Origin of the sequence: Streptomyces eurocidicus (assembly GCF_002891295.1) — a bacterium.
GTDB classification, from domain to species: domain Bacteria; phylum Actinomycetota; class Actinomycetes; order Streptomycetales; family Streptomycetaceae; genus Streptomyces; species Streptomyces eurocidicus.
On sequence record NZ_LGUI01000010.1, the window covers coordinates 130065 to 156650 of the forward strand.

19 protein-coding genes are annotated in these 26586 nt (G+C 74.3%); 11 read left to right on the plus strand and 8 right to left on the minus strand.

Translation table 11 applies throughout. The annotated features are described in order from the left end of the window. The first annotated feature begins 14 nt into the window (after positions 1–14). The 6 genes from AF335_RS26895 to AF335_RS26920 are packed head-to-tail and all read left to right on the plus strand — an operon-like array spanning position 15 to position 8783. Positions 15–2816 carry a lantibiotic dehydratase gene (locus AF335_RS26895; protein ID WP_228773008.1) on the plus strand — a complete coding sequence of 934 codons (2802 nt, stop codon included), beginning with the start codon at positions 15–17 and terminating at the stop codon, positions 2814–2816. Then, on the plus strand, positions 2813–3877 hold the full coding sequence (locus AF335_RS26900; protein WP_102921025.1) for a lantibiotic dehydratase C-terminal domain-containing protein: 1065 nt from the start codon (positions 2813–2815) through the stop codon (positions 3875–3877). Before AF335_RS26895 ends, AF335_RS26900 begins: the two co-directional genes overlap by 4 nt. Beyond that, entirely contained in the window at positions 3874–5109 is a 1236-nt protein-coding gene (locus tag AF335_RS26905) for a metalloprotease (protein ID WP_228773007.1), read from the plus strand. Before AF335_RS26900 ends, AF335_RS26905 begins: the two co-directional genes overlap by 4 nt. A 13-nt stretch (positions 5110–5122) precedes the next feature. Then, positions 5123–6067: an ABC transporter ATP-binding protein gene (locus tag AF335_RS26910; protein ID WP_102921026.1), complete on the plus strand. Its 945-nt coding sequence runs from the start codon at positions 5123–5125 to the stop codon at positions 6065–6067. Next, positions 6064–6819 carry an ABC transporter permease gene (locus AF335_RS26915; protein ID WP_102921027.1) on the plus strand — a complete coding sequence of 252 codons (756 nt, stop codon included), beginning with the start codon at positions 6064–6066 and terminating at the stop codon, positions 6817–6819. Before AF335_RS26910 ends, AF335_RS26915 begins: the two co-directional genes overlap by 4 nt. A gap of 2 nt (positions 6820–6821) precedes the next feature. Further along, a complete protein-coding gene (locus tag AF335_RS26920) occupies positions 6822–8783 on the plus strand; it encodes a TOMM precursor leader peptide-binding protein (RefSeq protein ID WP_228773006.1) in 1962 nt (653 codons plus the stop codon). Between the two features lie 124 nt (positions 8784–8907). Here the strand turns inward: AF335_RS26920 and AF335_RS26925 are convergent, their stop codons facing one another. Further along, complete coding sequence (locus AF335_RS26925; protein ID WP_087929258.1) at positions 8908–9084, minus strand: thiazolylpeptide-type bacteriocin; 177 nt, start codon at positions 9082–9084, stop codon at positions 8908–8910. 157 nt (positions 9085–9241) lie between these two features. Here AF335_RS26925 and AF335_RS26930 point away from each other — a divergent pair, with 157 nt between their 5' ends. Both AF335_RS26930 and helR read left to right on the plus strand, forming a co-directional pair. Beyond that, a complete protein-coding gene (locus AF335_RS26930) occupies positions 9242–10465 on the plus strand; it encodes an amidohydrolase (protein ID WP_244927173.1) in 1224 nt (407 codons plus the stop codon). A gap of 342 nt (positions 10466–10807) precedes the next feature. After that, positions 10808–12961, plus strand: coding sequence for an RNA polymerase recycling motor ATPase HelR (gene helR / locus AF335_RS26935; protein ID WP_102921029.1), 2154 nt, complete (start codon positions 10808–10810; stop codon positions 12959–12961). Between the two features lie 14 nt (positions 12962–12975). On the opposite strand, the gene AF335_RS26940 is transcribed toward helR, so the two are convergent. From AF335_RS26940 to AF335_RS26950, 3 genes are all read right to left on the minus strand, one after another. Next, positions 12976–14163, minus strand: coding sequence for an acyl-CoA dehydrogenase family protein (locus tag AF335_RS26940; protein ID WP_102921030.1), 1188 nt, complete (start codon positions 14161–14163; stop codon positions 12976–12978). A 301-nt stretch (positions 14164–14464) separates the two neighbouring features. Then, positions 14465–15253: a phosphatase PAP2 family protein gene (locus AF335_RS26945; protein ID WP_102921031.1), complete on the minus strand. Its 789-nt coding sequence runs from the start codon at positions 15251–15253 to the stop codon at positions 14465–14467. 258 nt (positions 15254–15511) lie between these two features. Then, entirely contained in the window at positions 15512–16207 is a 696-nt protein-coding gene (locus AF335_RS26950; protein WP_102921190.1) for a maleylpyruvate isomerase family mycothiol-dependent enzyme, read from the minus strand. Between the two features lie 270 nt (positions 16208–16477). Between AF335_RS26950 and AF335_RS26955 the strand changes: the two genes are divergently transcribed. Next, positions 16478–17707, plus strand: a complete 1230-nt coding sequence (locus tag AF335_RS26955) for a serine hydrolase domain-containing protein (protein WP_102921191.1) — start codon at positions 16478–16480, stop codon at positions 17705–17707. Positions 17708–17809: 102 nt separating this feature from the next. Here the strand turns inward: AF335_RS26955 and AF335_RS26960 are convergent, their stop codons facing one another. Beyond that, positions 17810–19432, minus strand: coding sequence for a phospholipase D-like domain-containing protein (locus AF335_RS26960; RefSeq protein ID WP_102921032.1), 1623 nt, complete (start codon positions 19430–19432; stop codon positions 17810–17812). 461 nt (positions 19433–19893) lie between these two features. Here AF335_RS26960 and AF335_RS26965 point away from each other — a divergent pair, with 461 nt between their 5' ends. Further along, complete coding sequence (locus tag AF335_RS26965; protein ID WP_102921033.1) at positions 19894–20940, plus strand: tetratricopeptide repeat protein; 1047 nt, start codon at positions 19894–19896, stop codon at positions 20938–20940. 163 nt (positions 20941–21103) lie between these two features. Then, complete coding sequence (locus AF335_RS26970; protein WP_102921034.1) at positions 21104–22153, plus strand: polyprenyl synthetase family protein; 1050 nt, start codon at positions 21104–21106, stop codon at positions 22151–22153. 107 nt (positions 22154–22260) lie between these two features. Here AF335_RS26970 and AF335_RS26975 read toward each other — a convergent pair whose 3' ends face one another. The 3 genes from AF335_RS26975 to AF335_RS26985 all read right to left on the minus strand — a co-directional run bounded on the left by AF335_RS26975 (position 22261) and on the right by AF335_RS26985 (position 26371). Continuing rightward, entirely contained in the window at positions 22261–23817 is a 1557-nt protein-coding gene (locus AF335_RS26975; RefSeq protein ID WP_102921035.1) for an alpha/beta hydrolase, read from the minus strand. A 139-nt stretch (positions 23818–23956) separates the two neighbouring features. Beyond that, the gene (locus tag AF335_RS36305; RefSeq protein ID WP_102921192.1) at positions 23957–25087 is read right to left on the minus strand and encodes an alpha/beta hydrolase family protein; all 1131 of its coding nucleotides are present in this window, start codon (positions 25085–25087) and stop codon (positions 23957–23959) included. A gap of 141 nt (positions 25088–25228) precedes the next feature. After that, positions 25229–26371: an alpha/beta hydrolase gene (locus AF335_RS26985; protein WP_102921036.1), complete on the minus strand. Its 1143-nt coding sequence runs from the start codon at positions 26369–26371 to the stop codon at positions 25229–25231. Between the last annotated feature and the right edge of the window lie 215 nt (positions 26372–26586).

Below are 26586 nucleotides of genomic sequence, written 5' to 3' on the forward strand. Positions count from 1 at the left end.
GGCACGGGGAAGCCATGACCCACCAGACCACCCACCGGACCACCCCGGACGACGGCGCGAGCTGGGCGCTCGGCCCCCGGTTCATGCTGCGCGTGGCCGGGCTGCCACTGGAGTCCGTGCACGGCCTGCGCTGCCCGGAGGCCGGCGACTGGGCCGACCGCGCGCTGCACGCCGAGACCCGGCTGCGGTCGCGGGGCGCCGAGCTCAGCGACCGGCTGCACCCGCTCGTCAAGGGCGCCGGCGACGAGCACGCCCGGCGCCGGCTGCTGCGCCTGCGCCGGGAGGTGTTCAACGGCAAGCGGCCGGCCGCGCCCGAGGAGGCCGTCGCCCTGGTCGCCACCGCCGACCCGGCGACCGCCGAGGCGGTCGCCGGCTGGGTGCGCGACCACCGGGCCCTGGAGGCGCTCCGCGCCGAGGGCGCCGCGCTGCTCGCCGCCGGGACCGCCCGCAGCCGCGCCGAACTGCGCCGCCTGCTGGGCGAGGAGCGGCTGCGGCTCGGGCTGCTGCTCGCGTCGCCGACGCTGGAAGGCCGGCTGGACGCGTACGCGCGGACCGATCCCGCCCGGCGGCCGGACAAACGGCTGCGCAAGGTCGAGCGTTCGGCCCTGGCCTATCTCTACCGGACCGCCCGTAAGACCAGCCCCTTCAGTACCTTCACGGCGGTGGCCCTCGGCCGCTTCGCCGCGCCCGGCCCCGAAGCCCGCCCGGGGGACGGCGAGGAGACGATCCGCCTCCCCGAGGTCTGGTCCAGCCACCCCCGGCTCAACGTCGTCGTCCTGGCCCGGCTCACCGAGCTGATCCTCGCCGACCCCGCCCGGCGCGCCGACCTGCCCGTCGTCCTCGCCTCCGGCTGGGGGCACGACGACGACCGGATCCGCTACGTACGCCGCTCGCTGACCGCGGGCGACGACGGCGCGGCCGTCACCTTCGACGTGGCCGGCGACCGGCTGTTCTTCCTCCGGCGCAGCGGCACCCTGGAGCGGCTGCTCGCCCTCTTCGCACGGCGTCCCGAGGTGCGGTACGAGGAGCTGGCGCGGTGGCTGGGCGAGGAGCGCGACGCGGACCGGGAGGAGTGCGAGCGCTATCTGACGGCGCTGCTGGAGCTGGGCATGGTGCAGATCCCCGCGCTGCGCACGGATGTCCACGCGGCCGATCCGCTGCGGGCCTTCCGCGACTCCCTGCGCGCCGTGGCGCGCCCCTGGGCGGAGGAGCTCGCGGAGGCCCTGGAGCGGCCGGTCGCCTGTGTCGACCGCTACGCCGCGGCCGGCGCCGGGCGGCGCCGCGAGCTGCTGGCCGAGCTGCGCGAGTCGCTCGCCGGGATCCAGCGGGGGCTCGGGGCCCCGGAACCGGCGCTGCCGCAGACCCTGCTCTACGAGGACGTGCGCGCCGGGTCCGGCGACCCGGCGGCGGAATCCGCCGTGAGCTGTGACCCATGGGCCTGGGAGGGCCCCGACGGCGGCCCGTTCGCGTCGCTGCGCTCGCTGGAACGCGTGCTGCCCGCCTTCGATCTGACGCTGCCCCAACGGCTCACGCTCAAGGGCTTCTTCCGGGCGCGGTACGGCCGGGGCGGCCGCTGCGAGGACCTCCTGAGGCTCGTGCACGACTTCCACGAGGACTTCTACGACCAGTACCTGACCTTCGCCGCGCGCCGGAAGCCGTTCGACGAGGACGGTTCGTACGTCCCCGAGCCCAACTGGCTGGGCCTGCCCCAGATCACGGCCGTGGACGCGGCCCGTGCGGAGTGGACCGCCCGGATGCGCCGGCTGTGGGACACCGCGCGGGGCGCCGAGGAGATCCGCGTCCACGCCGGTACGGTCGACGCCGTCGCCGGAAAGCTCGCCGGGGTGGCGCCGGACTTCGCGCCGCAGAGCCACTTCCTCCAGCCGGTGCGCCGCGACGGGGATCCGCTGGCCGTGCTCAACCAGTCGTACGGCGGGCTCGCCTTCCCCTTCAGCCGCTTCACCCACTGCTACGACGACGCCGAGGGGGACGGCGGCACCCTCGCCGACCGCGTCCGGCACGCCGCGGCCGCCGCGCAGCCGGAGGGCGCGGTGTTCGCCGAGATCACCGGTGGCTTCGTCACCAGCAACCTCAACCTGCACGGGCGCCTCACGGACTACGAGATCGTCTGCCCCGGCGAGACCAGCTCGGTTCCCGGGGAGCACCGGATCCACCTCGACGACCTCTATGTCGAGGACGACCCGGCGGCGGACCGGCTCGTGCTGCGCTCACGGCGGCTCGGACGCGAGGTCGTCCCCGTCTACCTCGGCTATCTCGTGCCCCTGGCGCTCCCCGAGATCCCCCGCACCCTGCTGCTGCTCTCCCCGACCTCCATGGCGCCGCTCGACGTGTGGGGCGGGGTCCCGGAGGGCGCGCCCGAGAACGGGGTGACCCGCCGGCCCCGGGTGCGCTACGGCGGCCTGGTCCTCAGCCGGCGCAGCTGGACCGCGCCCGCCTCCGCGCTGCCCGCACGCCCCGCCGGTCCCGGGCCGGAGGACGACGCGTCCTGGTTCCTCGCCTGGCGGCGCTGGCGCGCGGAACACCGGCTGCCGCTCCGGGTCTTCGCCACCGTCACCCCGGCCGGGACCGCCGGTGGTGCCGCGCGGGCCAAGCCGCAGTACGTCGACTTCGACAGCCCCCTCTCGCTCACCGCCCTGGACGGGCTGCTGAAGGACCCCGGGGACCGGGTGGTCCTCCGTGAGGCGCTGCCCGACGAGGACGGTCTGCGCGCCGTCTCCGACCGGGGCACCCATGTCGTCGAACTCGCCGTCGAGACCCTCCGCAACGACCGCAAAGGAACCGGTGCGCCGTCATGACCGTATCCAGCCCCGAACCCGCCGGCCCCCCGGCGGCCGCGCCCGGCGCCTGGCAGGCCCTGCACATCCACTACGCCGCGAACCCGGCGCCCCTGATGACCCGGTGCGTCGGCCCGCTCGTCGAGGGACTCCTCGCCGACGGCCTGCTGGAGAGCCACTTCTTCATCAACTACTGGCTGGAGGGACCCCACATCCGGCTGCGGCTGAAGCCCGCGACCGAGGCGGCCACGGAGGCCGTGCTCGCTCGCGCCGAGGAGGCGGTCGCCGCCTTCCTCCGGGAGCGCCCCGCGCTCTACGAGGTCGACTCCTCGGGGTTCCTCAACGAGTTCTACAACACCCTCTTCGAGCTGGAGTTCCCGGCGGACGAGCGGGACGGCTTCCTCGCGTCCGACGGGCGGATGAGGCTCAAACCGAACAACAGCTTCAGCCGGCAGCCCTACGAGCCGGAGTACGGCAAGTACGGCGGCCCGGCCGGGGTCGCGCTCGCCGAGTGGCACTTCCGGCACTCCAGCGAGCTCGTCATCGACGCCGTGCGCGGTATGAATCTCCACCTGCGGACCGTACGGCTGGGCACCTCGGCCCAGCTGATGATGGTGATGGCCGGCTGCTTCCTGCCCGACCGGGAGGAGCTCGCCGGATATCTGGACCGGTACCACGTCTTCTGGCACAAGGCGTTCTCCGGGACGAACTTCATCGGCGCGGGCGAGTACGACCGCGGCTACGAGACCACCGGCCGGGCACTGGCCCGGCGCTTCGAGGCGGTCCTGGACGCCCTGGCCCGGGGCGAGTCCGACCGTCTGCCGCGCTTCCTGCGCGGCTGGGCCGCGCACTGCGCCGAGCTGCGGGAGCGCGCCACCGCGCTGGCCGTGGGCGGGGAGCTCGTCTTCCGCTCCTGGGACGGCACCGCCGACGAGCGGGTGACCGACCCGGCCGTCGCCCTGCCCCTGCTGCTCTCCCCCTATATGCACATGACCAACAACCGCCTCCATGTGACGATCCGCGACGAGGCGTACCTGTCGTACGTCCTGGGGCGCGCCCTGCGCGAGGAGAGCGTCCGATGACCACCGGGCTGCTCTCCCAGCGGCCCGCCCTGCGCGCGGAGGTGCTGCGCAGCACGGCGCTGCGGCGCGGCCCGGCCCTGGTGCACCTCGTGAAGGACCCGCGCAGCGGGCAGTCGTTCGAGGTCGGGGTCAAGGAGCACTTCCTGATGGCCCGGCTGGACGGCACCCGCACGCTCGGGGAGATCGGCGAGGAGTACGCCGCGCGCTTCGGCCGCAGGCTGGGCGAGGCCAACTGGGGGCAGTTGCTGCGCCTCCTGTGGGAGCGGGGGCTGCTGACGGGCGCGGAAGCCGCCCCGGCGCCCGCCCCGCCCGGGGCCGGCGACGGGCGCCGCACCCCGTTCAAGGGCACACTGCGGCTGACCGCGGACGCCGCGGCCACCACCGACCGGCTGCACAAGGTCTTCGGCCCGCTGCTGTCCGCCGTGTGCGTGGTGCCCGTACTGCTGCTGGCCCTCGGCATGGAGCTCTTCGTGGGCCTGCGCCTGGGCGACTTCGCGCACGAGGCGCTCCGGCTGTTCCGGCAGCCGGCGGCGCTGCTCGCGGTGTTCACGCTGCTGTGGGTGAGCACCGCGCTGCACGAGCTGGCCCACGGGGTGGTGGCGCGCCGCTTCGGCGGGACCGTCAGCGAGATCGGGCTGCGCTGGCACCTGCCGATGGTCTTCATGTACTGCAAGGTGGAGAACTACCTCTATCTGCCCACCCGCTGGGCGCGGGTGGCCACCGCGGCGGCCGGCACGGTGATGAACCTGGCCTTCCTGCTGCCGTTCTGGCTGCTGTGGTCGCTGCTGCCCGGCGGCGACCCGGCGCGCGGCCCGCTGGCCGGGCTGCTGCTGATCGGCTCGGTGCTGGCGCTCACCAATCTGGTGCCGCTGCCGCCGATGGACGGCTACAAGATGCTCGGGCACGCCCTGGGCATGACCGACTACGCCACCGAGAGCCGCCGCTTCCTGCGGCTGCTGTGCGCCCGGGCGGTACGGCGCGGCGACGGCGTCGCCCGCTACCCGCGCGGGGCACGGGTCGCCTACACCGCCTACGGGCTGGGGGCGGTCCTCCTCGTCTGCGGCAGCGGGGCCGGGTTCGTCCTGGTCTGCCACCGCCTCCAGGGGGACCGCTACGGCATATGGGCGGCCGTCGTCCCGGCGCTGCTGGTCGCCGCGCTGGTCGCGGCGACGGGTCCATGGGCGAAACGCCGCGGCCGGGACGCCCGGGCCTTGTCCGCAACACGGAAGTGAAGCTGAGGAATCCATGACACAGAAGAAGCCGACCGGACAGGCGGCGGGCCCCGCCCTGGTACTGGAGGGGGTGCGCAAGCGCTACGGGGACAAACAGGCCCTGGACGGCATCACCCTTACCGTGGAGCGCGGCGAGTTCTTCGGCGTGCTCGGCCCGAACGGCGCGGGCAAGACCACCCTCGTGGAGATCATGGAGGGGCTGCGCCGGGCCGACTCCGGCTCGCTGTCGGTCCTGGGCGCGCCCCCGTGGCCGCGGAACATGGCGCTCCTGCCGCGCATCGGCGTGCAGACCCAGAGCTCCGCGTTCTTCACCCGGCTGACCGCGCGGGAGCACCTCGCGACCGTCGCGGCGCTCTACGGCGCCGACCCGGCCGGCGTGGCGCGCACCCTGTCCCTCGTGGGGCTGGCCGAACAGGGCGGCGTGCGGGTCGACGTGCTCTCGGGCGGTCAGCGGCAGCGGCTCGCGATCGCCTCCGCGCTGGTCCACGAACCCGAGCTGATCTTCCTCGACGAGCCGACCGCCGCCCTCGACCCGCAGGCCCGCCGGGCCCTGTGGCAGGTGCTGCGCGCGCTGAAGGGCGCCGGGCGCACCATCGTCTACACCACGCACCACCTGGACGAGGCCGAGGCGCTCTGCGACCGGGTGGCGATCGTCGTCGCGGGTTCCGTGGTGGCCCTGGACAGCCCCGGCAGGCTGGTCGGGGCCGCGAAGGCGCCGACCCGGCTGCTGGTGCCGGCCGACCGGATCACGGCGGAGCGGGCCCGGGGGTTCGAGGGCGTCGACCGGGTCGTCGTCGAGGGCGGCTCGGTGGTCCTGGAGACCAGGGCGGCGGGCCCGGTGCTGGCCGCGCTCGGCGCGGCCGTGGGGCTCGACGGCGTACGGACGCGCACCGCGACCCTGGAGGACGTCTATCTGGAACTCACCGGTGAGCTCACCGGATCGGAGGGACGCGCATGAGCGCGTACAGCGCACTGACCGCAGCGAGTTACCGCGCCTCGGTCAGGGATAAGACCACGGTCTTCTTCACCTTCGCCTTCCCCCTCATCTTCCTGGTCGTCTTCGGGCTGATCTTCAGCGGCAAGACGGTGGAGGCGAGCGGGCGGGGCTACATCGACTACATCGCGCCGGGCGTGCTGTCCTGGGGCGTCGGCAACGCCGCCGTCTTCGGGGTGGCGTTCACGCTGATGCAGTGGCGGCGGGACGATCTGCTGCGGCTCGTCCGGACGACGCCCACGCCGCTCGCCTCCGTGCTCGCCTCCCGGTATGTCATCGCCCTGGTCATCGGGGCGGTCCAAGCGGTGCTGTTCATCGGTGTCGCGCTGCTGCCGGTGTTCGGTCTGCGGGTGGACGCGACCTGGCCGCTGGCGCTGCCGGTGCTGGTGTGCGGCATCACGGCGTTCCTCGCCATCGGCATGGTGATCGGGTCGCGCGCGGACACGCCCGAGGCGGTGGCGGCGGTCGCCAACTGCGTCATGGTGCCCATGGCCTTCCTGTCCGGTTCGTTCTACCCCCTCGACGCGATGCCGTCATGGCTCCAGTCGGTGTCCAAGGTGCTGCCCCTGGGCTATCTCAACGACGGGATATCGAAGGCGGTCTCCGGGCGCGCCGACCTCGCGTCGACGGCCGTCGCCTGCGCCGGCCTCGCCGTGTTCGCCCTGGTGTTCGGCGTCATCGCGCTCAAGACCTTCCGCTGGAGCAACGAGTCATGACCATGAGCACGACTGCCGCCCCGCCCCCGATGGCCGCCGCGTGCGAGCTCCTCCAGCGGGCCCTCACCGAGCGCTTCCACGCCGCCGCCCGGCCCGCCGGCGCGGCCGCGCCCCTGGTCGTACCGGTGGGCGCGGCCGACGCGTTCCGCCCCGGCGAGGATCCGTACGCCGCGCTCCGCGCCCGCGCCACCGTGCACCTCACCGCGCAGGCGGTGCTGATCGGCCCCTGGGGCGCCACCGACGAGGCGACCGCGGCCTGCGGCAACTGCCTCGCCCGGCGCTGGCAGCGGCTGCGTTCGCGGTCCGAGCGCGACGCGCTGGAGGTGGGCCGCCGGATGACGGCGGCCGGCCCGTGGCCCGTCCTGCCGGAGTACGCCGTGGACACGGTCTGGGCCGTGTACGAGGCGGTCCTGCTCGGTGGCCGCCCCGCGGCCGCGGGCCGCCCGGCGGGCGAGTGGCACACCGCCGCGGACCTCCCGCTGCCCCAGGTGTCCCGGATCGACCTGGCCACCTTGCGGATCACCACCCTGCCGCTGCTCACCGAGGCGCTGTGCCCCGCGTGCGTGCCGGACCCGGAGCCCCGGGCCCGGCCGGAGCTGGTGTCGCGGCCCAAGCCCGGCGCGGACGCGGCCCGGCTGCGCCCGGCCGGCTCGTACCCCCTGCCGAGGGGCGCGCTGGCCAACCCCGTGTGCGGCGCGCTCGGCGAGGGCACCTGGCTCAACGTCGCGTCGCCCACGACCTCCCCCGTCGCGGGCTCCGTCTTCGTGCGCACCTACGCGGGCCTGTCCGACGTCACCTGGAGCGGCCAGGCCAACTCCTTCGGGTCCAGCCGGACGCTGGCCTTCCTGGAGGGTCTCGAACGGTACGCGGGCATCCACCGGCGGCACGGCGGCACGCCCGTGGTGGCGGCCTACGACGAGGTCCGCGCGGAGGCGATCGACCCGCGCGACTGCGGCACGTACGCACCGGAGACGTACCGCGACGACCCCATGGTGACCCCGTTCGACCCCGCCCGGGAGATCCCCTGGGTGCGGGGGTACTCCCTGCGCGACGACCGCACGGTGCTGGTCCCGGCCCGGGCGGTCTACTACGGCGCGGGGCGCGGCAGTGACAACTTCGTCTTCGAGAGCTCCAACGGCTGCGCGACCGGCAGCTGTCTGGAGGAGGCCGTCCTGTTCGGCCTGCTGGAGCTGATCGAGCGGGACGCGTTCCTGCTGGGCTGGTACGGCCGGGCCCGGCTCACCGGCATCGACCTGGCGTCCTGCCGGGGCGGCGCGGTACGGGCGATGGCCGACCGGGCGGCGCTCCAGGGGTACGACGTCCGCGCCTTCGACAACCGCGTCGATCTGGCGGTGCCCGTCGTCACCGCGCTCGCCGTGCGGCGCGACGGCGGCCTCGGCACGCTGTCCTTCGCGGCGGGCGCGCGGCTCGACCCGGAGGAGGCCGTCGAGGCGGCCCTGTCGGAGGTGCTCACGTACCTGCCCCACCTGGACCGCCAGGTGGCGGAGCACCGGGCGGAACTGGAGGAGATGGCCGACGACTTCTCGAAGGTCCGTCACCTCACCCACCACGCCCGGCTCTACGGGCTGCCGCGGATGGCCCGGCACGCGCGCGAGTACCTGGAGCCCGCGGCGGTGCGCCCGGTGGACGAGCTCTACGCCGGCTGGCGGGAGCGGCGGCCTGCCACGGGCGATCTCCTCGACGACGTCCTGCTGTGCCGGGACGAGCTGACGGCCGCCGGGTTCGACGTGATCGTCGTCGACCAGACCTCGCCGGAGCAGGAGCGCATGGGGCTGCACACCGTGTCGACGGTCGTCCCCGGGCTGATCCCGATCGACTTCGGCTGGGACCGGCAGCGGGTCCTGGGCATGCCCCGGCTGAGGACGGCGTTCCGGCGCGCGGGGCTGCGGGACACGGACCTCACGGACGCGGAACTGCGCCGCGTGCCGCACCCCTTCCCCTGACGCACCCCTTCCCCGGCGCGCGCCTGACCCGGGCGCGCGTCTGCCCCGGGCACAAAGCCGGCGGCCCTCCCCGGGCGGGAGATCCCGTCCCGGGGAGGGCCGCCGGCGCGTGGGCCCGAGGAGATCAGGCGGAGCAGCTGGTGGTGCTGGTGGTGCTGGAGCAGGTGCTCGTGGAGCTGGAGCTGGTGGAACCGGCGAGGACCACCTCGCTGGCGTCCGAGTAGTCCGAAATCTCGAAGGTCTCCGACTCCAGCTCCAGGATCTCCTGGGCGAGGGAGGCGAGTTCCGTCTTCTGTGCCATGGCGGTCTCCTTGGCTGTCCGTGCGCGGCGGTCGCCCGCCGCGCCGTGCGTGCGTTGCTCCGCAAGTCCACCAGGGCCCGCTGACCGATCACTGTGCCGACCGCTGACACGAGGCGTCAGCGGCCCCGTCCTCATCGTCCCTCGACCAGGAGTCGCCGTGCTCACCAAGGACCTGCTGGAAGCGGTCACCACCCTCTACGTCGACCTGCACGCGCACCCCGAGCTGTCCGGGGAGGAGGAGCGGACCGCGGCCCGGTTCGCCGACTGGCTGACGGCGGAGGGCTTCCGGGTGACGGCCGGGGTCGGCGGCCACGGCGTGGTCGGCGTGCTGGAGAACGGCGCGGGCCCGCTGGTCGCGCTCCGCGCCGAGCTCGACGCCCTGCCCGTCCGGGAGCGCACCGGGCTGCCCTACGCGAGCCGGGTGACCGCCCCGGTGCCCGTCATGCACGCCTGCGGCCATGACCTCCACCTGGCCGCGGCGGCGGGCGCGGCGAGCGTACTGGCCCGGGACCGGGGGCGGTGGCGGGGCACGCTGATGCTCATCGGCCAGCCCGCCGAGGAGACCCTGAGCGGTGCGCGGGCCATGCTCGACGACGGCCTCCACGAGCGGTTCGGCCGCCCGGACGCGGTGCTGGCCCAGCACTCCGCGCCACTGCCCGCGGGCATGGTCGCGCACGGCGCGGGGCCCGTCACGGCGGGCGGCGTCACCCTCCGGGCCGTTATCCACGGGCGCGGCGGGCACGCGGCCGTGCCGCATCTGGCGGTGGACCCGGTGGTGACCGCCGCCGCCACGGTGCTCCGGCTGCAGGGCGTGGTCGCCGCCGAGACGGCGCCCGCCGAGCAGGTCGTCCTCACCGTCGGCGAGCTGCGCGCCGGCGACCGGGCCAACGTGGTGCCCGACCGCGCCGAACTGGGCCTGACGGTACGGGGCTTCTCCGAGGACGCGCTCGACCGGGTCTGCGCGGCGGTGGACCGGATCGTACGGGCGGAGTGCGCCGCCTCGGCCTGCCCGGCGCCGCCGGAGATCACCGTGGTGAACCGCTCCCCCGTGAACCTCCCGGACCCCGGCCTGACCGCCGCCGTCCGCGAGGCCCACGAGGCGGCTTTCGGCGGGCCCCGGGTCGCGGCGTGGCCGCCGGCCATGGCGACGGAGGACTTCCCGCTGTTCGCGGCGGACGGGGTGCCGACGGCGTACTGGATGCTCGGCACGGCCGGCCCGCGCGCCTGGGCGGCCGCCCCCGGGACGACCGCGGCGGAGAAGCTCGCCGCGCTGCCGCCGAACCACTCGCCGCTCTTCGCGCCGCACGTGCGCATCGCGCTGCCGACGGGGGTCACGGCACTGGTGACGGCGGCCCTGTGCGGACTGGGGAGCCCCGGGTGACGGAGGGCGTTGGAAGGCGGTGGACGACAGCGGAGGGCAACGAGGGCAAGACAAAGGCGAGAAGGTGTACCCACTCCTCGCCACTCTTAACTTATAGCGTACTGGGGGCCTTGCGGCAAGGCCCCGGTGGTGGGGCAGAATCGCGCATCTCAGCCGGAGCCTTGGGAAAAAACGGGGGATGTACGGGTATGTGCGAAGTGCGCGTGTTGTCGGTTCACAGGTCGTGCGGTGACGTCGGATCGGTGCGGGGGCGCGTACCCCGGGTGCGGGCGCTCGGCGCCGGGATACGGGTGGGTACGCCGTCGGCCGCCGTGGCGGCGACCTCGGATCGGAGCTGACGCCATGACCTCCTTGACCACCAGCGCCTTCGACCTTCCCGGCCACCTCTCCGCCAAGGCCGACCCGGCCCTGACCCGCGGCGACGAGCGGCACTTCGCGGCCGTCTCGGAGAGTCTGGAGCAGGCGATCGCCGAGCTGTCCGACCGCCTTGAGGCCGCGCGCAAGGCTCCCGGCGGCATCGGCCGCGAGGCCATGGACCGCGACGCGGAGATCCACCGCCTCACCGGGCGCCTGCGCACCCTGCACCGCTTCGGCCTGGACCTGTGCCTGGGGCACTTCGTCGCGGCGGACGGCGCCGGGCCCGTGTACATCGGCCGCCTCGGCCTCACCGACAGCACCGGGCGCCGGCTGCTGCTCGACTGGCGCTCGCCCGCGGCCGAGCCGTTCTTCGCGGCGACCCACGCACACCCGATGGGCCTGGTGAGCCGCCGCAGGTACCGCTGGACCCGGGGCCGGATCAGCGACTACTGGGACGAGGTGTTCACCGCCGACGGGCTGGAGGGGCACGCCGCGCTCGACGACCAGTCCGCGTTCATCGCCGGCCTGGGCGGCAACCGTTCGGCACGGATGCGCGACGTGCTCTCCACCATCCAGTCCGACCAGGACGCCGTCATCCGGGCGGGATCCCGCGGCGCCCTCGTCGTCGACGGCGGCCCGGGCACGGGCAAGACCGTCGTCGCCCTGCACCGCGCCGCCCACCTCCTCTACTCCGACCCCCGTCTCGGTCACCGCCGGGGCGGCGTGCTCTTCGTCGGTCCGAGCCGCCCGTACCTGGCCTACGTCGCCGACGTCCTGCCCAGCCTCGGCGAGGAGGGCGTGCTGACCTGCACCCTGCGCGACCTCGTCGCGGAGGGCGCCGGAGCGGCGGTCGAGACCGACCCCGAGGTGGCCCGGCTGAAGGCGTCCGCGGACATGATGAAGGCGATCGAACCGGCCGTCCGGATCTACGAGGAGCCGCCGACCGAGGGGATGACCGTCTCCAGCCACTGGTCCGACATATGGCTGAGCGCCGACGACTGGGCGGCCGCGTTCGAAGCGGTGGAACCGGGCACCCCGCACAACGAGGCGCGCGAGCAGATCCGGGAGGAACTGCTCACGATCCTGATCGACAAGGACGACAGCGACGTCGAGCCCGGCCTGCTGCGGAGGTCGCTGCTGCGGGACCGGGACCTGACCCGGGCCCTCGACCGGGCATGGCCGATGCTGGAGGCGACCGACCTGGTCGGCGACCTGTGGACGGTCCCCGCCTATCTGCGCGAGTGCGCCCCCTGGCTCGGTCCCGACGAGGTCCGCAGGCTGCGGCGCGCGGACCCCCGGGCGTGGACGGTGTCCGATCTGCCGCTGCTGGACGCGGCGCGGCAGCGGCTCGGCGACCCGGAGGCGTCCGTCCGCGAGCGCCGGCGCGAGGCCGCCGTCGCCGCCGAACGCGCGCGCCGGGCCGACGCCATCGACAGCCTGCTGCAGAACGTCGTGATCGACGAGAGCGAGGGCGCGGTGGGGATGCTGCGCGGGCGGGACCTCCAGGACACCCTGGTCGACGAGAGCGCGCTGCCCGGTGCCGGGCGGGAGCCGCTCGACGGCCCGTTCGCCCACGTCATCGTGGACGAGGCCCAGGAGCTGACCGACGCCGAGTGGCGGATGCTGCTGCTCCGCTGCCCGTCCCGGAGCTTCACCGTCGTCGGCGACCGCGCCCAGGCGCGGCACGGTTTCGCGGAGTCGTGGCGGGAACGGCTCGAACGGGCCGGGCTCGACCGGATCACCGTGGCCTCCCTGAGCATCAACTACCGCACGCCGGAAGAGGTCATGACGGAGGCCGAGCGGGTGGTCCGCGCCGCGCTCCCGGACGCCAATGTGCCGACCTCCATCCGCGGCAGCGGCATCCCCGTCGTCCACGGCTCCACCGCCGACCGGGACCGGGTCCTCGGCAGCTGGCTCGCCGAGCACCCCGAGGGCATCGCCTGCGTCATCGGCGATCCCACGTTCCGCGCGACGCCCCGCGTCCGGTCGCTGACGCCGGAGCTGTCGAAGGGCCTGGAGTTCGACCTGGTCGTCCTCGTCGACCCGGAGGCGTTCGGCGAGGGCGTCGAAGGGGCCGTCGACCGCTATGTCGCGATGACCCGCGCGACCCAGCGACTCGTGGTCCTCACCAGCTCCTGACCCCGGCCGGGCGCTCAGCGGCGGACGCGGGGCATGCCCAGGCCGAGCCAGGAGATGATCTCGCGCTGGATCTCGTTGTTGCCGCCGCCGAAGGTGAAGATGACGGCGCTGCGGTAGCCGCGCTCCAGCTCGCCGTGGAGCGCGGCGCCGGCCGAGCCCTCCTTGAGGGGGCCGGCGGCGGCGAGGATCTCCATGAGCCAGGCGTAGGCGTCGCGGCGGGCCTCGGAGCCGTAGACCTTGACGGCCGAGGCGTCCTGGGGGGTGAGTCCGCCGCGCTGGAGGGCGTCCACCATGCGCCAGTTGAGCAGCTTCATCGCGTCGAGCCGCAGGTGCGTACGGGCGAGGCGGCCGCGGACCCAGCCGAGGTCGGCGACGCGGCGGCCGTCGGCCAGCTTCGTGGCCGCCGCCCAGTGCTGGACGTCGCGCAGGGCGCGGAGGGCGGTGGCGCCGTGCGCGGCGAGGGTGACGCGCTCGTGGTTGAGCTGGGTGGTGATCAGCCGCCAGCCCTTGTTCTCCTCGCCGACGAGGTGGGTGACGGGGACGCGGACGTCGTCGTAGTAGCCGGCGGTGGTGCCGTGGGAGGCGAGGGTGCTGATCGGGGTGCAGGAGTAGCCGGGTGAGCTGGTGGGGACGAGGAGGATGCTGATGCCCCGGTGGGGCGGGACGCCGTCGGTGACGGGGGTGGTGCGTACGGCCAGCCAGATCCAGTCGGCCGTGTCCCCGTTGGTGGTCCAGATCTTCCGGCCGTTGACGACGTACGCGTCGCCGTCGCGCACCGCGCGGGTGCGCAGCGAGGCGAGGTCGGTACCGGCGTCGGGCTCGCTGTAGCCGATGGCGAAGTCGAGCTCGCCCGAGAGGATGCGGGGCAGGAAGTACGCCTTCTGCTCCGGGGTGCCGAACTGCATCAGGGTGGGGCCGACGGTGTTGAGCGCCATCAGCGGGAGCGGCACTCCGGCCTGCGCGGCCTCGTCGAAGAAGACGAACTGCTCCATGGGCGTCATACCGCTGCCGCCGTACTCCTTCGGCCAGCCCACGCCGAGGCGGCCGTCGGCGCCGAGCCGGCGGACGGTCGCCCGGTAGAAGCGCTTCTGCTCGGTGGGGTCGAAGTGGCGCGCGGCGGCGCCGCCGGGCACCAGCTCGGCGAAGTAGGCGCGCAGTTCGGCGCGGAACCGCCGCTGTGCCGGGGTGTACTCGAGGTCCACCGGGCCCTCCCGTGTCTCGCCGCCGCTGTGACGGCGCACACAGTAGAACCGGTTACAGAAATACGGAAGGGCGGGGGCGGCCGGCGGGGGCGGGCTCTGTCCCCGACCCGCCCCTTCCCGAAACCGGGGGCAAGCCCCCGGGCCCCCGGACGGGCTGACTTCAGCTCATCCGGGGGCACCTCCCAGCGGTAGCTGGGGAGTTTGAGGACCGGGGTCCGGGGCGGAGCCCCGGTTCGGGAAGGGGCGGGGACAAAGCCCCGCGCAGCGGCCCCGCCCTCCCGGACGGCCGTCGGTGCCGCGGTCAGCGGCCCGCGTGCCTGCGGTGCCGCCCGCCGGAGGCGGCCGGGCTCCCCGGACGGCGGCGGTTCCGCGGCACCGAGCCGTGTGCGTGGTCGCCCTGCGCCGCCGCGAGCTCGGCCCGCTCGCGCTCCAGGCCGAAGCGCTCCATCAGGGGGATCCGGTGCAGGTTCGGCTCCAGCCAGACGTGCCACAGGCCCGTGACGAAGGTGATCGCCGAGCCGGCGATCAGCACCGAGCCGAAGGTGTCGGTCGGGTAGTGCGCGCCGACGTACATCCGGGAGAAGGCGACCAGCAGCACGGCGAGGACGCCGCAGACGAGGACGGTCCGCCGGTGCCGGCTCTCCCGGAGGAGGAAGTACGCCGCGACGACGACGGCGACGGTGAAGGCGGTGTGCCCGCTGGGGAAGCTGTTGGAGCCGATCTCGGGGTCGAGCATGAACTCGCGCGGCGGACGGGGCCGGGCGACGATGGCCTTCGCGATCTGCGTGCTGTTCCAGCCGACCGCGACCACCAGGAAGGTGGCGGCCGCCTTCGTCGGCCTGCGGCGGACGAACAGCAGCCAGCCGCTCCAGATCGCCAGGATGATGACGCCCGCCACCGGCGAGGCCAGATAGCTGATCCCTTCCATCACGTGGTTCAGCCACTCGGCGCGGGTGTGGATCTGGATCGTGCGGTCCAGCCGGAGGTCGTGCGGCTGGATCAGGTGGGTGTGCGCGGCGACCATTCCCAGCGTGATCGCGAGCGCGAACAGCAGAATGGAATTGCGCAACCAGTGGCGCACGTACGGCATCGGTGGGGCGTCCTTTGTATCGGTAGGGCGGTACCGGCACGGCAGTACACGCGAAGGTGACGAATGCGCGCCGCGCGGGTGTCTTCGGCGCGGCCGTACAGCAAAGCTACACGCGCCGCGGACCCGGTCCCCGGGGACGCCGGTCCCGGCCCGTGAGCAGGGACGATGCGTGAGGGAGTTATACCTGACGGTGACCGGCGGAGCGGGGGCCGGGGCGAGGGTTCAGCCGATCGTGGCCCCGGGCGTCAAGGCGCCGGGTCAAGGCGCCGCCCGCCGGGGCACGGGGCCGGGCCCGGGGCGGACCCGGTGGCGCGGCCCGGGGTCGCCGACGCGGTGGCGGAGCTCGGCCGCGCCCGCCCCGGTGAGCCGGTCGAGGCCGGCCGGGCGGCCGGTGAGGGCCAGCAGGATCGAGGCGATGGGCCCCTCGACGTCCCGGCCCTCGCCGGCCGCCCAGACGGCGTCCGTCGCGGCGAAGCGCAGGCCGTGCAGGCGTCTGCGGGCGTGGAAGGGGAAGCCCATGGTCCAGACGCGGGTCGCGGCGGCCGCGGCGGCGGGCGGCGGCATCTCCCGGGGGCGGCCGAGCGGCAGCGCGATGTCCTGGCCGTGCACCAGGACGTCGAGGAGGGGCTCCAGCGGGGTCGTCCCCACGGCGTGACGGTGTGATCCGGCCATCCCGCGCAGCTCGGCGGCCAGGGCCGCCGTGGGGCGGCGGGCGGCGTAGCGGCGGGCCGTGTCGCGGACCATGCGGTCGAAGCTGCCCCGGGCCCGCAGGAGGCCGATCAGCACGGCTCCGGGGCCGGTGCGGGACAGGGCGAGGTGCGCGGCGACGTCGCGGACCCGCCAGCCCGCGCACAGGGAGGAGCGCTCCCACTCCTCGTCGGAGAGCTCGTCCAGCAGGTCGGCGAGGCCCAGCCGCTCGATATCGGTCGCCTGCCAGATCTCGTCGGTGTCCATCGGGTCCATCCCCTCGCACAGCGCGCGACCAACTGTCCATTTTAGCCTGATCTCTCATGGAGTGCCCCTGTTTCAGGGGTGTCACTTCGGCCCCGGACGCCTCCCTGCTCCCTCGCGCCCCACTGGCCGGATCCGGTCCCCGTCCGCTCAATGCCGCTCAACGGTCCGGCCGTTGACGGAGTCCTGCCGGGCGTACACCTCGGGGGAACCCACAGGAAGCACACCGGGAACACGAAGAGCGGGAAGAACGGGAAGAAGGGGCGGGAACGCATGAGGATACGCACGGTACGCAGGGCACTGGTAGGGGCGCTGGCCACGGCGGCGGTGACGGCGGGGGTCCTCACGGTCCCCGCCTCGGCCGCCGCCGGGGCCGGTATCTCGGCCGGTGGCAGTACGGGGCACGACCCGCACACGGCCACCCGGGCCGCGATGGAGGCCCAGGTGAAGGCCGGGATCCCGGGGGTGCTGGGGCAGACCCGGGACGGCGCCGAGGTCTGGAAGGCGTCCTCCGGGGTCGCGGACCTCACCACGCAGCGGCCGCGACGGGACCAGGACCGCTTCCGGATCGGCAGCGTCTCCAAGGCGTTCGTCTCCGTCGTCCTGCTCCAGCAGGAGGCCGAGGGCAGAATCGACCTGGACGACACGGTCGACCACTGGCTGCCGGGCACCGTCCGGGGCAACGGCCACGACGGCCGTCTGATCACCGTCCGGCAGCTGCTCAACCACACCAGCGGGATCTACAACTACACCGACGACCCGGGGTTCCGGGAGAAGATCACCACCGGCTTCCCGGAGCACCGCTACGACACGTTCACGCCGCGTCAGCTGGTCCGCATCGCCACCGCCCACGAGCCGTCCTTCCGGCCGGGCACGGGCTGGGGCTACTCCAACACCAACTACATCCTCGCCGGGATGGTCGTGGAGAAGGTCTCCGGCCGCTCCTACCCCGAGGAGATCGAGCGGCGGGTGATCAAGCCCCTGGGGCTGCGCGCCACCACCCTGCCCGGCACCTCGCCGCGGATCCCCGGCCCGCACGGCCGCGGCTACAGCAAGCTGGCGGACACCCCCGACGCGAAGATCTACGACACCACCGAGCTCAACCCCTCCTGGGGCGGCGCGGCGGGTGAGATCATCTCCACGGCCGGTGACCTGAACCGGTTCTACCGCGCGCTGCTCGGCGGCGAGCTGCTGCCGCGCGCGCAGCAGCGCGAGCTGCTCACCACGGTGCCCACCGGGAGCGGCGCCCCCGGGGGCTACGGCCTCGGCGTCTCGTCCCTGAGGCTGTCCTGCGGGACGGACGTCTGGCTGCACACCGGTGGCATCCACGGCTCCACCACCCTGGCGACGTCGTCCGCGGACGGCCGTCACACCAGCGCGTTCAACCTCAACGGCGACTGGACCGGTGACCTCGACGCCCTGGTGGAGGCGGAGTACTGCGGCGCGGACGCCCGGCCGTCCGGCAAGGTGGCGGCCCTGACGGCCCTGACCGACCTGCGCTGAACCGGCCCCGTAAAGCTGAACCGACCCCGTAAAGCGGGACGGCTCCCGCCCGACATCCTCAAGGACGTCCGGCGGGAGCCGTGTCATATGCGGCCGGCCGGGTCAGCCCTGGCAGACGCCGCGCGCGTAGTCGAAGGTCGCGGTGGCCTGCGAGTACTGCCACTGCGGGGCCAGCAGCTTAGCGTCGAGCTGCTTGGCCGCGTCCGGGCTCTCCACCATGTAGCCGAAGTCCTGGAGCCATGAGGGGTAGAGGTTCTTCGAGCCGACGTAGAAGGCGGAGCCGTCCACCGAGACCAGCTTGTGGTGCTGGGCGTAGGGGTGGCCGTCGGCCCACTTCGGGCTGGCGGAGCTGCGGAAGGTCGCCAGCTGGAGGTTGGAGCACATGGCGGTCTTCGCGGCGCCCTGGTCGCCGGTCAGCAGGGCGAGGCGGTTGCGGAGCAGGTCGCTGACCTCGTTCAGGGACTTGATCTGCGAGTAGCCGCCGCTGCCGACCGTGCCGCGGTTGGCCGGGTCGCTGACGACGATGCGGACCTTGACGCCGGCGGCCATCTTCGCGGCGAGGGCGTCGTAGAGACGGACGTCGTAGCGGGGCAGCGGCGGGCAGGTCGCGTTGAGGTCCTGCTGGGAGATCTCGATGTGGCTGCTCGCGCTGGCGACCAGCGCGCGCAGGGCGCTCTCCTCGGGGTTGACCGTGTCGTAGTCACGGTCGGCGTTGGTGCGATCGGGCAGGCCGACGACGCACTTGGTGTCGGACGCGGTGGGCAGCGTCGGACGGAAGGAGGAGGACGGGTCGCTGTCCTTGATGCCGACACCGAGGCCGCCGACGGCGATCACGGGTACGTCGCCGGTGGGCTTGGCCGCGCCGGCGTTCGCCTCCTTCTCCATGGCCGGCATGCACCCGGCGCCGTTGGAGGACGCGAACCAGACGCTGGCGATGTTGCTCTTGTTCTCGCACGTCCAGGACCAGAGCGTGTCCAGATACTTGCCCGCGGAGCCGGCGGCGGGGCCGGTCAGGGCGACGTCGACGTCCGACACCGGGTGGGTGGTGTCGAGGTAGTCGTCCTTCCAGCTGTTGATGCCGCCGGTGATCGCCGACTGGCCGTCGACGACGAGGAGCTTCGAGTGGTTCCACGAGAAGGCGGTCTTCGACGTGGTCATCGAGGCGACGTTCAGGGTGACGTTGCCGGCCGCCTTGCCGAGCTTCGACACCAGCTCGTCGCGGTACTTCGAGGGCAGCACGGTCGCGTGGTAGACCGGCGCGGCACCGACCAGGACGCGGACCTTCAGCTTGTTCCCGGACTCCGCCGAGGACTTGAGGCCGGCGACGATCGCGTCCTGGAACGCGCCGTTGGGGAAGGGCGCCAGCGTGGATATGTCGACGGTGCGCTGCGCCTTGGAGATGTTCTCGGTCATCTTGGCGAGCAGCTTCTTGGTGCCGGGGCGGTCGGCGCACTTGTCGTCGCCCCAGCAGCCGGGGGTCTGCAGCAGCCAGTCGGCCGGGTCACCGGCCGAGGCGTCGAGCTTGTTGCCCGCGGTGCGCTCCCACACGCTCCCTTCGAGACCGGGCGAGACCTGACGCAGCGTCTTCTCGACGGCGTCCAGGTGCGGGGTCGGGGAGCCGGAGTCCGCGAGTGCCGGGGCGGCGGGCAGCACGGCGAGAGCGACGGCCGAGGCCGCCGCGCACCCGGCGAGACGGTTGAGACGGCGTAGCCGGTGGCGAGCCATTTCGCATCCTTATCGAGGTGTCAGGAACGGGGGTGTGTCGACGGGCGAGACGCGGGCACGGCGCCTCGCGGATCCGCGTCCGTCGTGACGGACGGTACGCGCAAGATCAACTCGATGAAGTTACCAGTCCGGAAGGGGTGCTTGGACACCCTGGGGCAAGCCGGAGCGAGCCCGGACGGGTCCCGGGATTTCTGGATTCAGCCCTTGACAACCCCCGGGGAGACCCTCGATGGAATCCCTCGCTCCGACCCCCCGGGACCGAGGCCGGGGCACCGCACCGAACCCCGACTCGGCTAAGGGTCGTTCGTACGCCTCTCGGAGGAGCCCCACACCGGATCGGAGCCCTCAGATGTATGTCACACGGGCTTCCTGGCTGATTACCCGCCGCACCGCCACGCCTTAGGTTTCTTGATCAACGGTGGGCTTCCCCGCTCCCCCGGCGATCCAGAAGTGAGGCAGGCATGTACGGCAAGGCTTTCGCACCCGAGTACCGGGGCTCCCTGGGCGACCTCTCCGTGAACGCGTCCCTGGAGGAGGTGCTGGCGAAGGCCACCGAGCAGCTCCGCAGAGCCGAACGGGGCGGCAGCGACCTGGAGTCGGCGCACGCCGGGCTGGCCGTCGCGGAGGCGAGCCGCCGGCTCGGCCGGGTCGCGGAGGCCGAGCGGGCGTGGAAGGGCAGCTACCGGGCCGCCCGGCGCGTCGGCGACCTGGGGGCGATGGCCTGGGCGGTGTGGAGCGGCGGCACCCTGTCCCGGCAGCGGGGCGACCTCGCGCTGGCCCGGCGGTGGCTGGCCACGGCCGCCGAACTCGCCGAGCGCGGCGGGGACATCGTGGCCCGCGGCTACTCGCTGGCCGGGCTCGCCGAGACCGGCCGGATCCAGGGCGACTACCAGGCCGTCGGCGAACTGCACGAGAAGCTGCTGGCGGAGGCGCGGAAGCGCGGCGAGGCCCGGCACACGGTGTGGGCGCTGGAGGGCATCGCGCAGATGCACCGCAACACCGGCTCGTACGACACGGCGCTGGCGATGTTCGAGGAGGCGGCCGGGATAGCCGGCCGGGCGGACGACGCCCGGGGCCGCGCCTGGGCCCTGCGCGGCATCGCCGATGTGCGCTCCGCCCGCGGGGAGACGGAGCCCGCGCTCGCGCTGCTGTCCGAGGCCGAGGCCACCTGCCGGGAGATGCGGCTGGTCAGCGCCCTGGCCTACAACCACAAGATGCGCGGCAACGTCTACTTCCGCGCGGGCCGCTACGCGGAGGCGCGGGACGCCTACGCCGGCGCCCTGGAGGAGTTCCTGGCCATGGCCGAGCCGCGCGGCGCCGCGCTGGCCCGGCTGGGGCTGGTCAAGTCCCGCGCCCGGCTGGGGCGTGCCCCCGAGGAGACCGCCGCCGACCTGGACGAGCTGCACCGCACGCTCGGCGGGATCGGCCTGCTGCACGCGCGGGACATGGTCGACAAGGCCCGCGCCGAGCTGGGGCTCGCCCCCGTCGGCGCGGCGGCCGCCCGCTGAACTCCCCCGCTCCACGCCTTCCGCCGCGCCCGGCCCCGGCCCCGGCCGGCGACCGCGCCCGCCGCTCCCGGCCGCACCGACCGGCCCCGTACCCGACCGGCACGACCACGACCGGCCCGTTCCCGGCCGCCCCTCGTCCACGACCACGGAAAGAGAAGCTCCCATGACCTCGCAGACCGGCCTCCAGGTGCCCGTGCCTCCCGCTCTCGACCGCTGCCGGATCCTGGTGGAACCGGCCCTGACCACGGCCGTCCGGAGCCTCCACCCGCTGCCCCGGCTGATGACGTCCTTCTCCCTCGGCTGGTGCGACGCCGACGGCAGGCCCACCTCCGCGCCCGGCGGCAAGGGCATCCGGCAGGCCCTCGCCGTCCTGGGCACCGAGGCCGTGGGGGCGCCCGGCGACCTCGCCGTGCCCGCGGCGGTGGCCGTCGAGCTGGTGCACACCTTCTCGCTGGTGCACGACGACATCATGGACGGCGACGAGCGACGCCGGCACCAGGAGAGCGCGTGGAAGGCGTTCGGCACCGGCCCCGCGGTCCTGACCGGCGACGCGCTGTTCGCCCTCGCCGTACGGACGCTGGCCGGCGCCGGCGGCGACCACGGCGGTACGGCCGTCCGGCACCTCGCGGAGGCCATGGGCGAGCTGGTCCACGGACAGGCGGACGACCTGGTGTTCGAGAGCCGGCCCTGGGTGGGGACCGACGCCGTCGGCATCCCCGAGTACCAGGCGATGGCCGCCCGGAAGACCGGTGCCCTGCTGGGCTGCTCCGCCGTCCTGGGCCCGGTCCTGGCGGGCGCCCCGGCACTGCTGGTGAGCGCGCTCTCGGAAGCCGGGCGGCAACTGGGGCTGGCGTTCCAGGCCGTCGACGACCTGCTGGGGATCTGGGGCGACCCGGCGACCACGGGCAAGCCGGTCCACAGCGACCTGCGCCGCCGGAAGAAGACCCTCCCGGTGCTCGCCGCCATGGCCCTGGACCCGGTGGCCGCCCGGCACCTGGTGGGGCTGCTGGGCTCGGGAATGCCGGTGGACGCCGACGACGCCTACCGCGCGGCGGCGATCGTCGAGGAGGCCGGGGGCCGGGAGTTCGCCCTGGAGGACGCCCGCCGCCATGTGGCGTCGGCGCGGGAGTGCCTGCGCGCGGTACCGCTGGCGGAGCGCGCGACGGACGAACTCGTCGAGATCGCCGAGTACCTGCTGGACCGCCGGCTGTGAGCTGAGCCGGCCCGGCGCGGTCCGGCAGCGCCCCGAAGGGGCGCGGGGAACCGCGCGACGGGCCACGACGCACCCGCGGACGACTCGCCGGAGTTCCGGCGGAGCGCTCAGGCGGCGGGCTCCGCCGGTACGGGCAGTGGGTTCCCCTCGCAGGCTGTGTCCCGGTCCGGAACCGCGCCGGTGAGGAGGTAGCGGTCCACGATCGTGTCCACGCAGGCGTTCTTCTCCAGGTACTGGCCGTGGTCGCCGCCGGTGACGGTCACCAGGCGCGAGCCGCGGAGCGCCTTGTGGGCACGGAGCGCGCCCTCGTAGTGGGTGGCCGGGTCGTGGCGGGAGTTGAGCATCAGGACCGGCGGCAGCCCCTTGCCGGTGACGTCGACGCGCGGCGCCGCACCGGCCGGCCAGGCCGCGCAGGTCGCCGCGAAGGCGAGCTCGCGGGCGCCCATGAGGGGGTACGCGGCGGTGTCCTTCGCGCTCTGCCGCACCCAGTGCCCGGTGTCCCGGGTCCACGGGGTGTCGTTGCAGGTCACCGCGAAGAACTCGGCGAGGAACTCCTTGCTGAGGTACCGGCCGAAGATCAGGTCGACGTTCCGCCGCTCCTCGTCCGTCGCCGTGTCCCAGTGGTCGAGGGCGGCGAGCGCGCCCGCCAGCACGGGGAAGGCCGCGCCTTTGTAGAGGGCGAGGATGGCGCCGTTGTCGAACTGGTTGGGCGCGAGGGTCTTCCCGCCGCCGATGGTCAGCGGCCGGGCGGCCAGCGCGCCGCGGCGCCGCTCCCAGTTCGCCTTGGCCTCGGCCGGGGTGCGCCCGTAGTGGTAGACGCGGTCGTACCGCGCCAGCCAGGGCAGGAAGTCCTCCTCGAAGCGGCGCTGGTAGCTCATCGGCTGCCCCTTCTCGAACTCCTCCCAGGTGCCGTCGAAGGCGATGTTGCTGTCGAGGACGGCGCGTTCGACGCGCTGCGGGAAGAGGGTCGCGTAGGTCGCGCCGATCTTCGTGGCGTAGGAGGGCCCGTAGTAGGAGATCTTCCGCTCGCCGAGCAGGGCGCGGTAGAGGTCGATGTCGCGGGCGGTCTGCTCGGTGGTGACGTAGGGCAGCAGATCGCCGCTGCGGGCCCGGCAGCCGGCCACGAACTTCCGGGAGTTGTCCAGGACGCGAGCGAGGGCGGCGGGCGAGCGGTCGCGGAAGTCCCCGGCGAAGAAGTCGGTGAATTCGGCGTCGTCCTGGCAGCTCACTCGGGTGCTGCGGCCGACGCCGCGCTGGTCGAAGCCCACCACGTCGTAGACCTCGGCGATCTTGGGCGCCGCCTTCACGAAGCCCGTGGGCCTGAGCAGTCCCTCGCCCCCGGGCCCGCCGGCCGCCATCAGCAGCGTCCCGCGCCGCCGCGCCGGGTCGGCCGCCCGCTGCCGCGACACCTGCACGGTGAGGTCGGCGCCGGTGCCGGGGTGGCGCCAGTCGCGCGGGACGGTCATCGGCGCGCACTCCAGCGTGGCGCCGGGCGCGCAGGGCTGCCATGCGAGGCGCTGCTCGGTGTAGCGCTGCGGCACCGGCCCGGCGGGCCGGGCCTGGGCGCCGGCCGCCGGGCACAGCGCGGCGGCGATCGCCGCCGTCACCACGCCGGTCACGGTGGAGCGGATCCACCGCGCCTTCCTGATCCTGATCCGGGACATCGATCCTCCTGGGCGTCTTCCGTACGCCTCGATGTTCCGGTGCGGGAGGGGTCCCGATCGATCCCCCTGGTATCCGTATCCGGGGTGGTACCAGTTGCACCATGGCGGGCGGCGCGGTGCGGGCGGCGGCGCCCGGAGGTCACTTGAGGAAGGTCACCTCGGGGTGGCGGGCGGACGGCCGGTCGAGCAGCGGGCTCGGCTTGCCGCGCAGCTGACGGTCGAAGAAGGCGGCCACGTAGTCCCTGGTGAGGGCGGTCGCCCGAGTGGCCGACAGGGTGCCGAGGGCGCCGGGGCGGTCCTTCTCGGGGAGCTGGGCGGGCAGGCCGAAGCGGTCCACGATCCAGGGGGCGTCGGTGAAGGTGAGGTGCCCGCCCTCGGGCACGTCGAGCCAGCGCTTCCAGCCGGTGAGCCGGCTCCAGGTGTGCTCCCAGTTCTCCCGGACGTCCGACGCCGCGCCGCGCTGCGCGCCGAGCAGCAGGACGGGCTTGCGCAGGCCGGCGGCGGGCGGCTCGGTGAAGAAGTTGCCGTCCAGGTTGACCGCGGCGGCCACGCGCGGGTCGTCGCGCATCACCTCGACGGCGCTCGCGCCGCCGATGGAGTGTCCGGCGACGCCGATGCGGCGGGCGTCGACGCGCGGCGCGGCACCGGGGCGGGTGAGCCGGTCCAGGACGAACCGGAGGTCCTTGCTGCGGTTGCGGACGACGGCGCCGCCGGCGGACTTCCCGCAGATCAGGCAGGTCTCGACGCGTCCGCCGGGGAACTCCACGGCGGCCTCGTAGGTGTGGTCGACGGCGGCCACGGCGTAGCCGCGGGAGGCCAGGTCCTCACCGAGGGCGGTGAGCGTGAGGCGGCTCATCCCGAACCCCGGGGACAGCACGACCAGCGGCCGGGCCGCCGGCACGGGGCGCGCGTCGGCGACGGCCTGGGTGCGGACGCCAGCGAGCGCCTCGGTGCCGAGGATCTGCCGGGACAGCGCCTTCGACGCGTACGGCGCCTTCTCGCCGCGCGAGGGGAGGGCCGGGTACCACATGGTGACCATGAGTTCCCGGGAGCCGGCCGAGGGCCGCCACGGGTCCGGGCGCGAGGAGTCGACCAGGTGCAGCGTCCTGGTGCCGATCGGCGCCCGCGTGGTGGGAGCGGGCACCTCGGCGGCGGGGCGGCCGGACGCGGGCGACGGGGCGGCGACGGCCGCGGGGGCGGGGGCGGCGGCAAGGGTCATGAGCAGGGCGGCGGCTACGAACGACCGGCGTGAGCGGGGTGTCCTCAACATGATCGTCACCGTAGATCACGTGGCGCCTGCGGCGGGCTTGTTCCCCGGCCCCGCCCCTTCCCGCTGCATCCGATGTGCGGCTCCGCCGCGTGGCGGGGGCAAGCCCCCGGACCCCCTTTTCCGCGCTGCCGCGCGGTGTCCTCAATCGCCGGACGGGCTGAATTTCAGCGAGATCCGCGCGAAGCTCCGCAACGACTCCGTCCCCGGGGCGAAATAACCCGTGTGGCCCCGCGCCCCCGTCGACGGCACGACCCGCGCCCCGAAAGCCGCGCCGGTCGGGTCCGCCCCGTGCCCCAGGCCGAAGAGTTCGACGTGGGGCACCCGCCCTATCCAGTCGGCGTCGTTGCGCCGCACCGCCCACACCCGGGCCCCCGTGCGCAGCCCGGCCGCGGAGTCGGCGCGGACCCCGGGGCTGCCGAGCAGGACGAGGTCGCCGGCCGTGTTGCCGTCGAGGGCGTGGGCGGCCAGGCCGCAGACGACCGAACCGTAGCTGTGGCAGAAGACCGCCGGTGCCTGCGGGGCACCGAGCCCCGCGAGGAAGCGTTCCAGCCGCGGGGCGCCGGCCTGGGCGAGCCGGCCCGTGGCGGCGTCCAGGCCGAGGCCGACGGGGGTGGTGTAGCCCGCCCAGGCGATCACCGCGTTGGGGGTGTCCGGGGCCTGCCGGGTCATCTCGGCCCGCAGCGACCGGGCCATGCCGGCGGGGGTGCCGTAACGGTCCTTCGCACGGTCGAAGGAGGCGAGGTCGATGTCCGAGCCGGGCACGACGACGGCCGTGCGCCGGGCCGCCGCCCAGTCCCCGTAGACCTCGGCGAGCTGGCCCCGGCCGCGCGGGTCGAAGGCGAGGATCTGCCGGCCGGGCGCGAGCAGCCGGGCGTAGCGGTCGGCCAGGGCGCGGGCGCGCTCGCGCTCGCCCCGGGGCAGGTCCGGGTCGGCGGCGCGGGCGCGGGCCGCGGCGCGCTCGGCGGCGACGGCCCGTGCGTTGGCCTCGTACCGCAGGGGTACGGGCGCGCCGTCGAGGTTGCCGACGACGAGGGGGTGCCGGGCGGCCAGCTCGTGCCGCCGGGTCTCGCCGAGGCCGGCGAAGAAGGCGGCGACGTCCCGTGGCGCGGCCGTGGCCGGGTCGGGCAGGTCCCGGCCGAGGGAGTGGTCGGCCCGCCAGGCGGCGGTTCCGGCCGGCGGGCCGGTGACGGCGGTCTGCTCGTCGCCGGTGGCCCAGCCCGCCGTGCCCGCGACGACGGTCGCCGTGAGCGCGGCGGCGATCAGCGAGCGCTTGAAGCGGCGCATGGATGTCTCTCCCTCGTCCTATGTGGTGACGGAGGGAAAGTTAGGAAGGGAGTGACGGATGGGGCGTCACACCAGGGGGCCAACCCATGGGTGATACCGGGGTAGGGGGACGGTGACGGCGGGCGGGACCGGAGCGGCGCGCGTTTCCCCCGGCCTCCCCCGACCGCCCCTACCGGGTGACGCCGCCCCGTACGGCCGGGAACGCCCCTGGTCCC

What these genes read in the sequence shown, in the direction of transcription:
- AF335_RS26970 (WP_102921034.1), top strand. Translation starts at nt 21,104, where the DNA reads ATGACCTCGCAGACCGGCCTCCAGGTGCCCGTGCCTCCCGCTCTCGAC.
- AF335_RS26950 (WP_102921190.1), bottom strand. Translation starts at nt 16,207, where the DNA reads ATGGACACCGACGAGATCTGGCAGGCGACCGATATCGAGCGGCTGGGC.
- AF335_RS26895 (WP_228773008.1), top strand. Translation starts at nt 15, where the DNA reads ATGACCCACCAGACCACCCACCGGACCACCCCGGACGACGGCGCGAGC.
- AF335_RS26905 (WP_228773007.1), top strand. Translation starts at nt 3,874, where the DNA reads ATGACCACCGGGCTGCTCTCCCAGCGGCCCGCCCTGCGCGCGGAGGTG.
- AF335_RS26955 (WP_102921191.1), top strand. Translation starts at nt 16,478, where the DNA reads ATGAGGATACGCACGGTACGCAGGGCACTGGTAGGGGCGCTGGCCACG.
- AF335_RS26960 (WP_102921032.1), bottom strand. Translation starts at nt 19,432, where the DNA reads ATGGCTCGCCACCGGCTACGCCGTCTCAACCGTCTCGCCGGGTGCGCG.
- AF335_RS26985 (WP_102921036.1), bottom strand. Translation starts at nt 26,371, where the DNA reads ATGCGCCGCTTCAAGCGCTCGCTGATCGCCGCCGCGCTCACGGCGACC.
- AF335_RS26920 (WP_228773006.1), top strand. Translation starts at nt 6,822, where the DNA reads ATGAGCACGACTGCCGCCCCGCCCCCGATGGCCGCCGCGTGCGAGCTC.
- AF335_RS26945 (WP_102921031.1), bottom strand. Translation starts at nt 15,253, where the DNA reads ATGCCGTACGTGCGCCACTGGTTGCGCAATTCCATTCTGCTGTTCGCG.
- AF335_RS26910 (WP_102921026.1), top strand. Translation starts at nt 5,123, where the DNA reads ATGACACAGAAGAAGCCGACCGGACAGGCGGCGGGCCCCGCCCTGGTA.
- AF335_RS26975 (WP_102921035.1), bottom strand. Translation starts at nt 23,817, where the DNA reads ATGTCCCGGATCAGGATCAGGAAGGCGCGGTGGATCCGCTCCACCGTG.
- AF335_RS36305 (WP_102921192.1), bottom strand. Translation starts at nt 25,087, where the DNA reads ATGTTGAGGACACCCCGCTCACGCCGGTCGTTCGTAGCCGCCGCCCTG.
- AF335_RS26965 (WP_102921033.1), top strand. Translation starts at nt 19,894, where the DNA reads ATGTACGGCAAGGCTTTCGCACCCGAGTACCGGGGCTCCCTGGGCGAC.
- AF335_RS26925 (WP_087929258.1), bottom strand. Translation starts at nt 9,084, where the DNA reads ATGGCACAGAAGACGGAACTCGCCTCCCTCGCCCAGGAGATCCTGGAG.
- AF335_RS26900 (WP_102921025.1), top strand. Translation starts at nt 2,813, where the DNA reads ATGACCGTATCCAGCCCCGAACCCGCCGGCCCCCCGGCGGCCGCGCCC.
- AF335_RS26915 (WP_102921027.1), top strand. Translation starts at nt 6,064, where the DNA reads ATGAGCGCGTACAGCGCACTGACCGCAGCGAGTTACCGCGCCTCGGTC.
- helR (WP_102921029.1), top strand. Translation starts at nt 10,808, where the DNA reads ATGACCTCCTTGACCACCAGCGCCTTCGACCTTCCCGGCCACCTCTCC.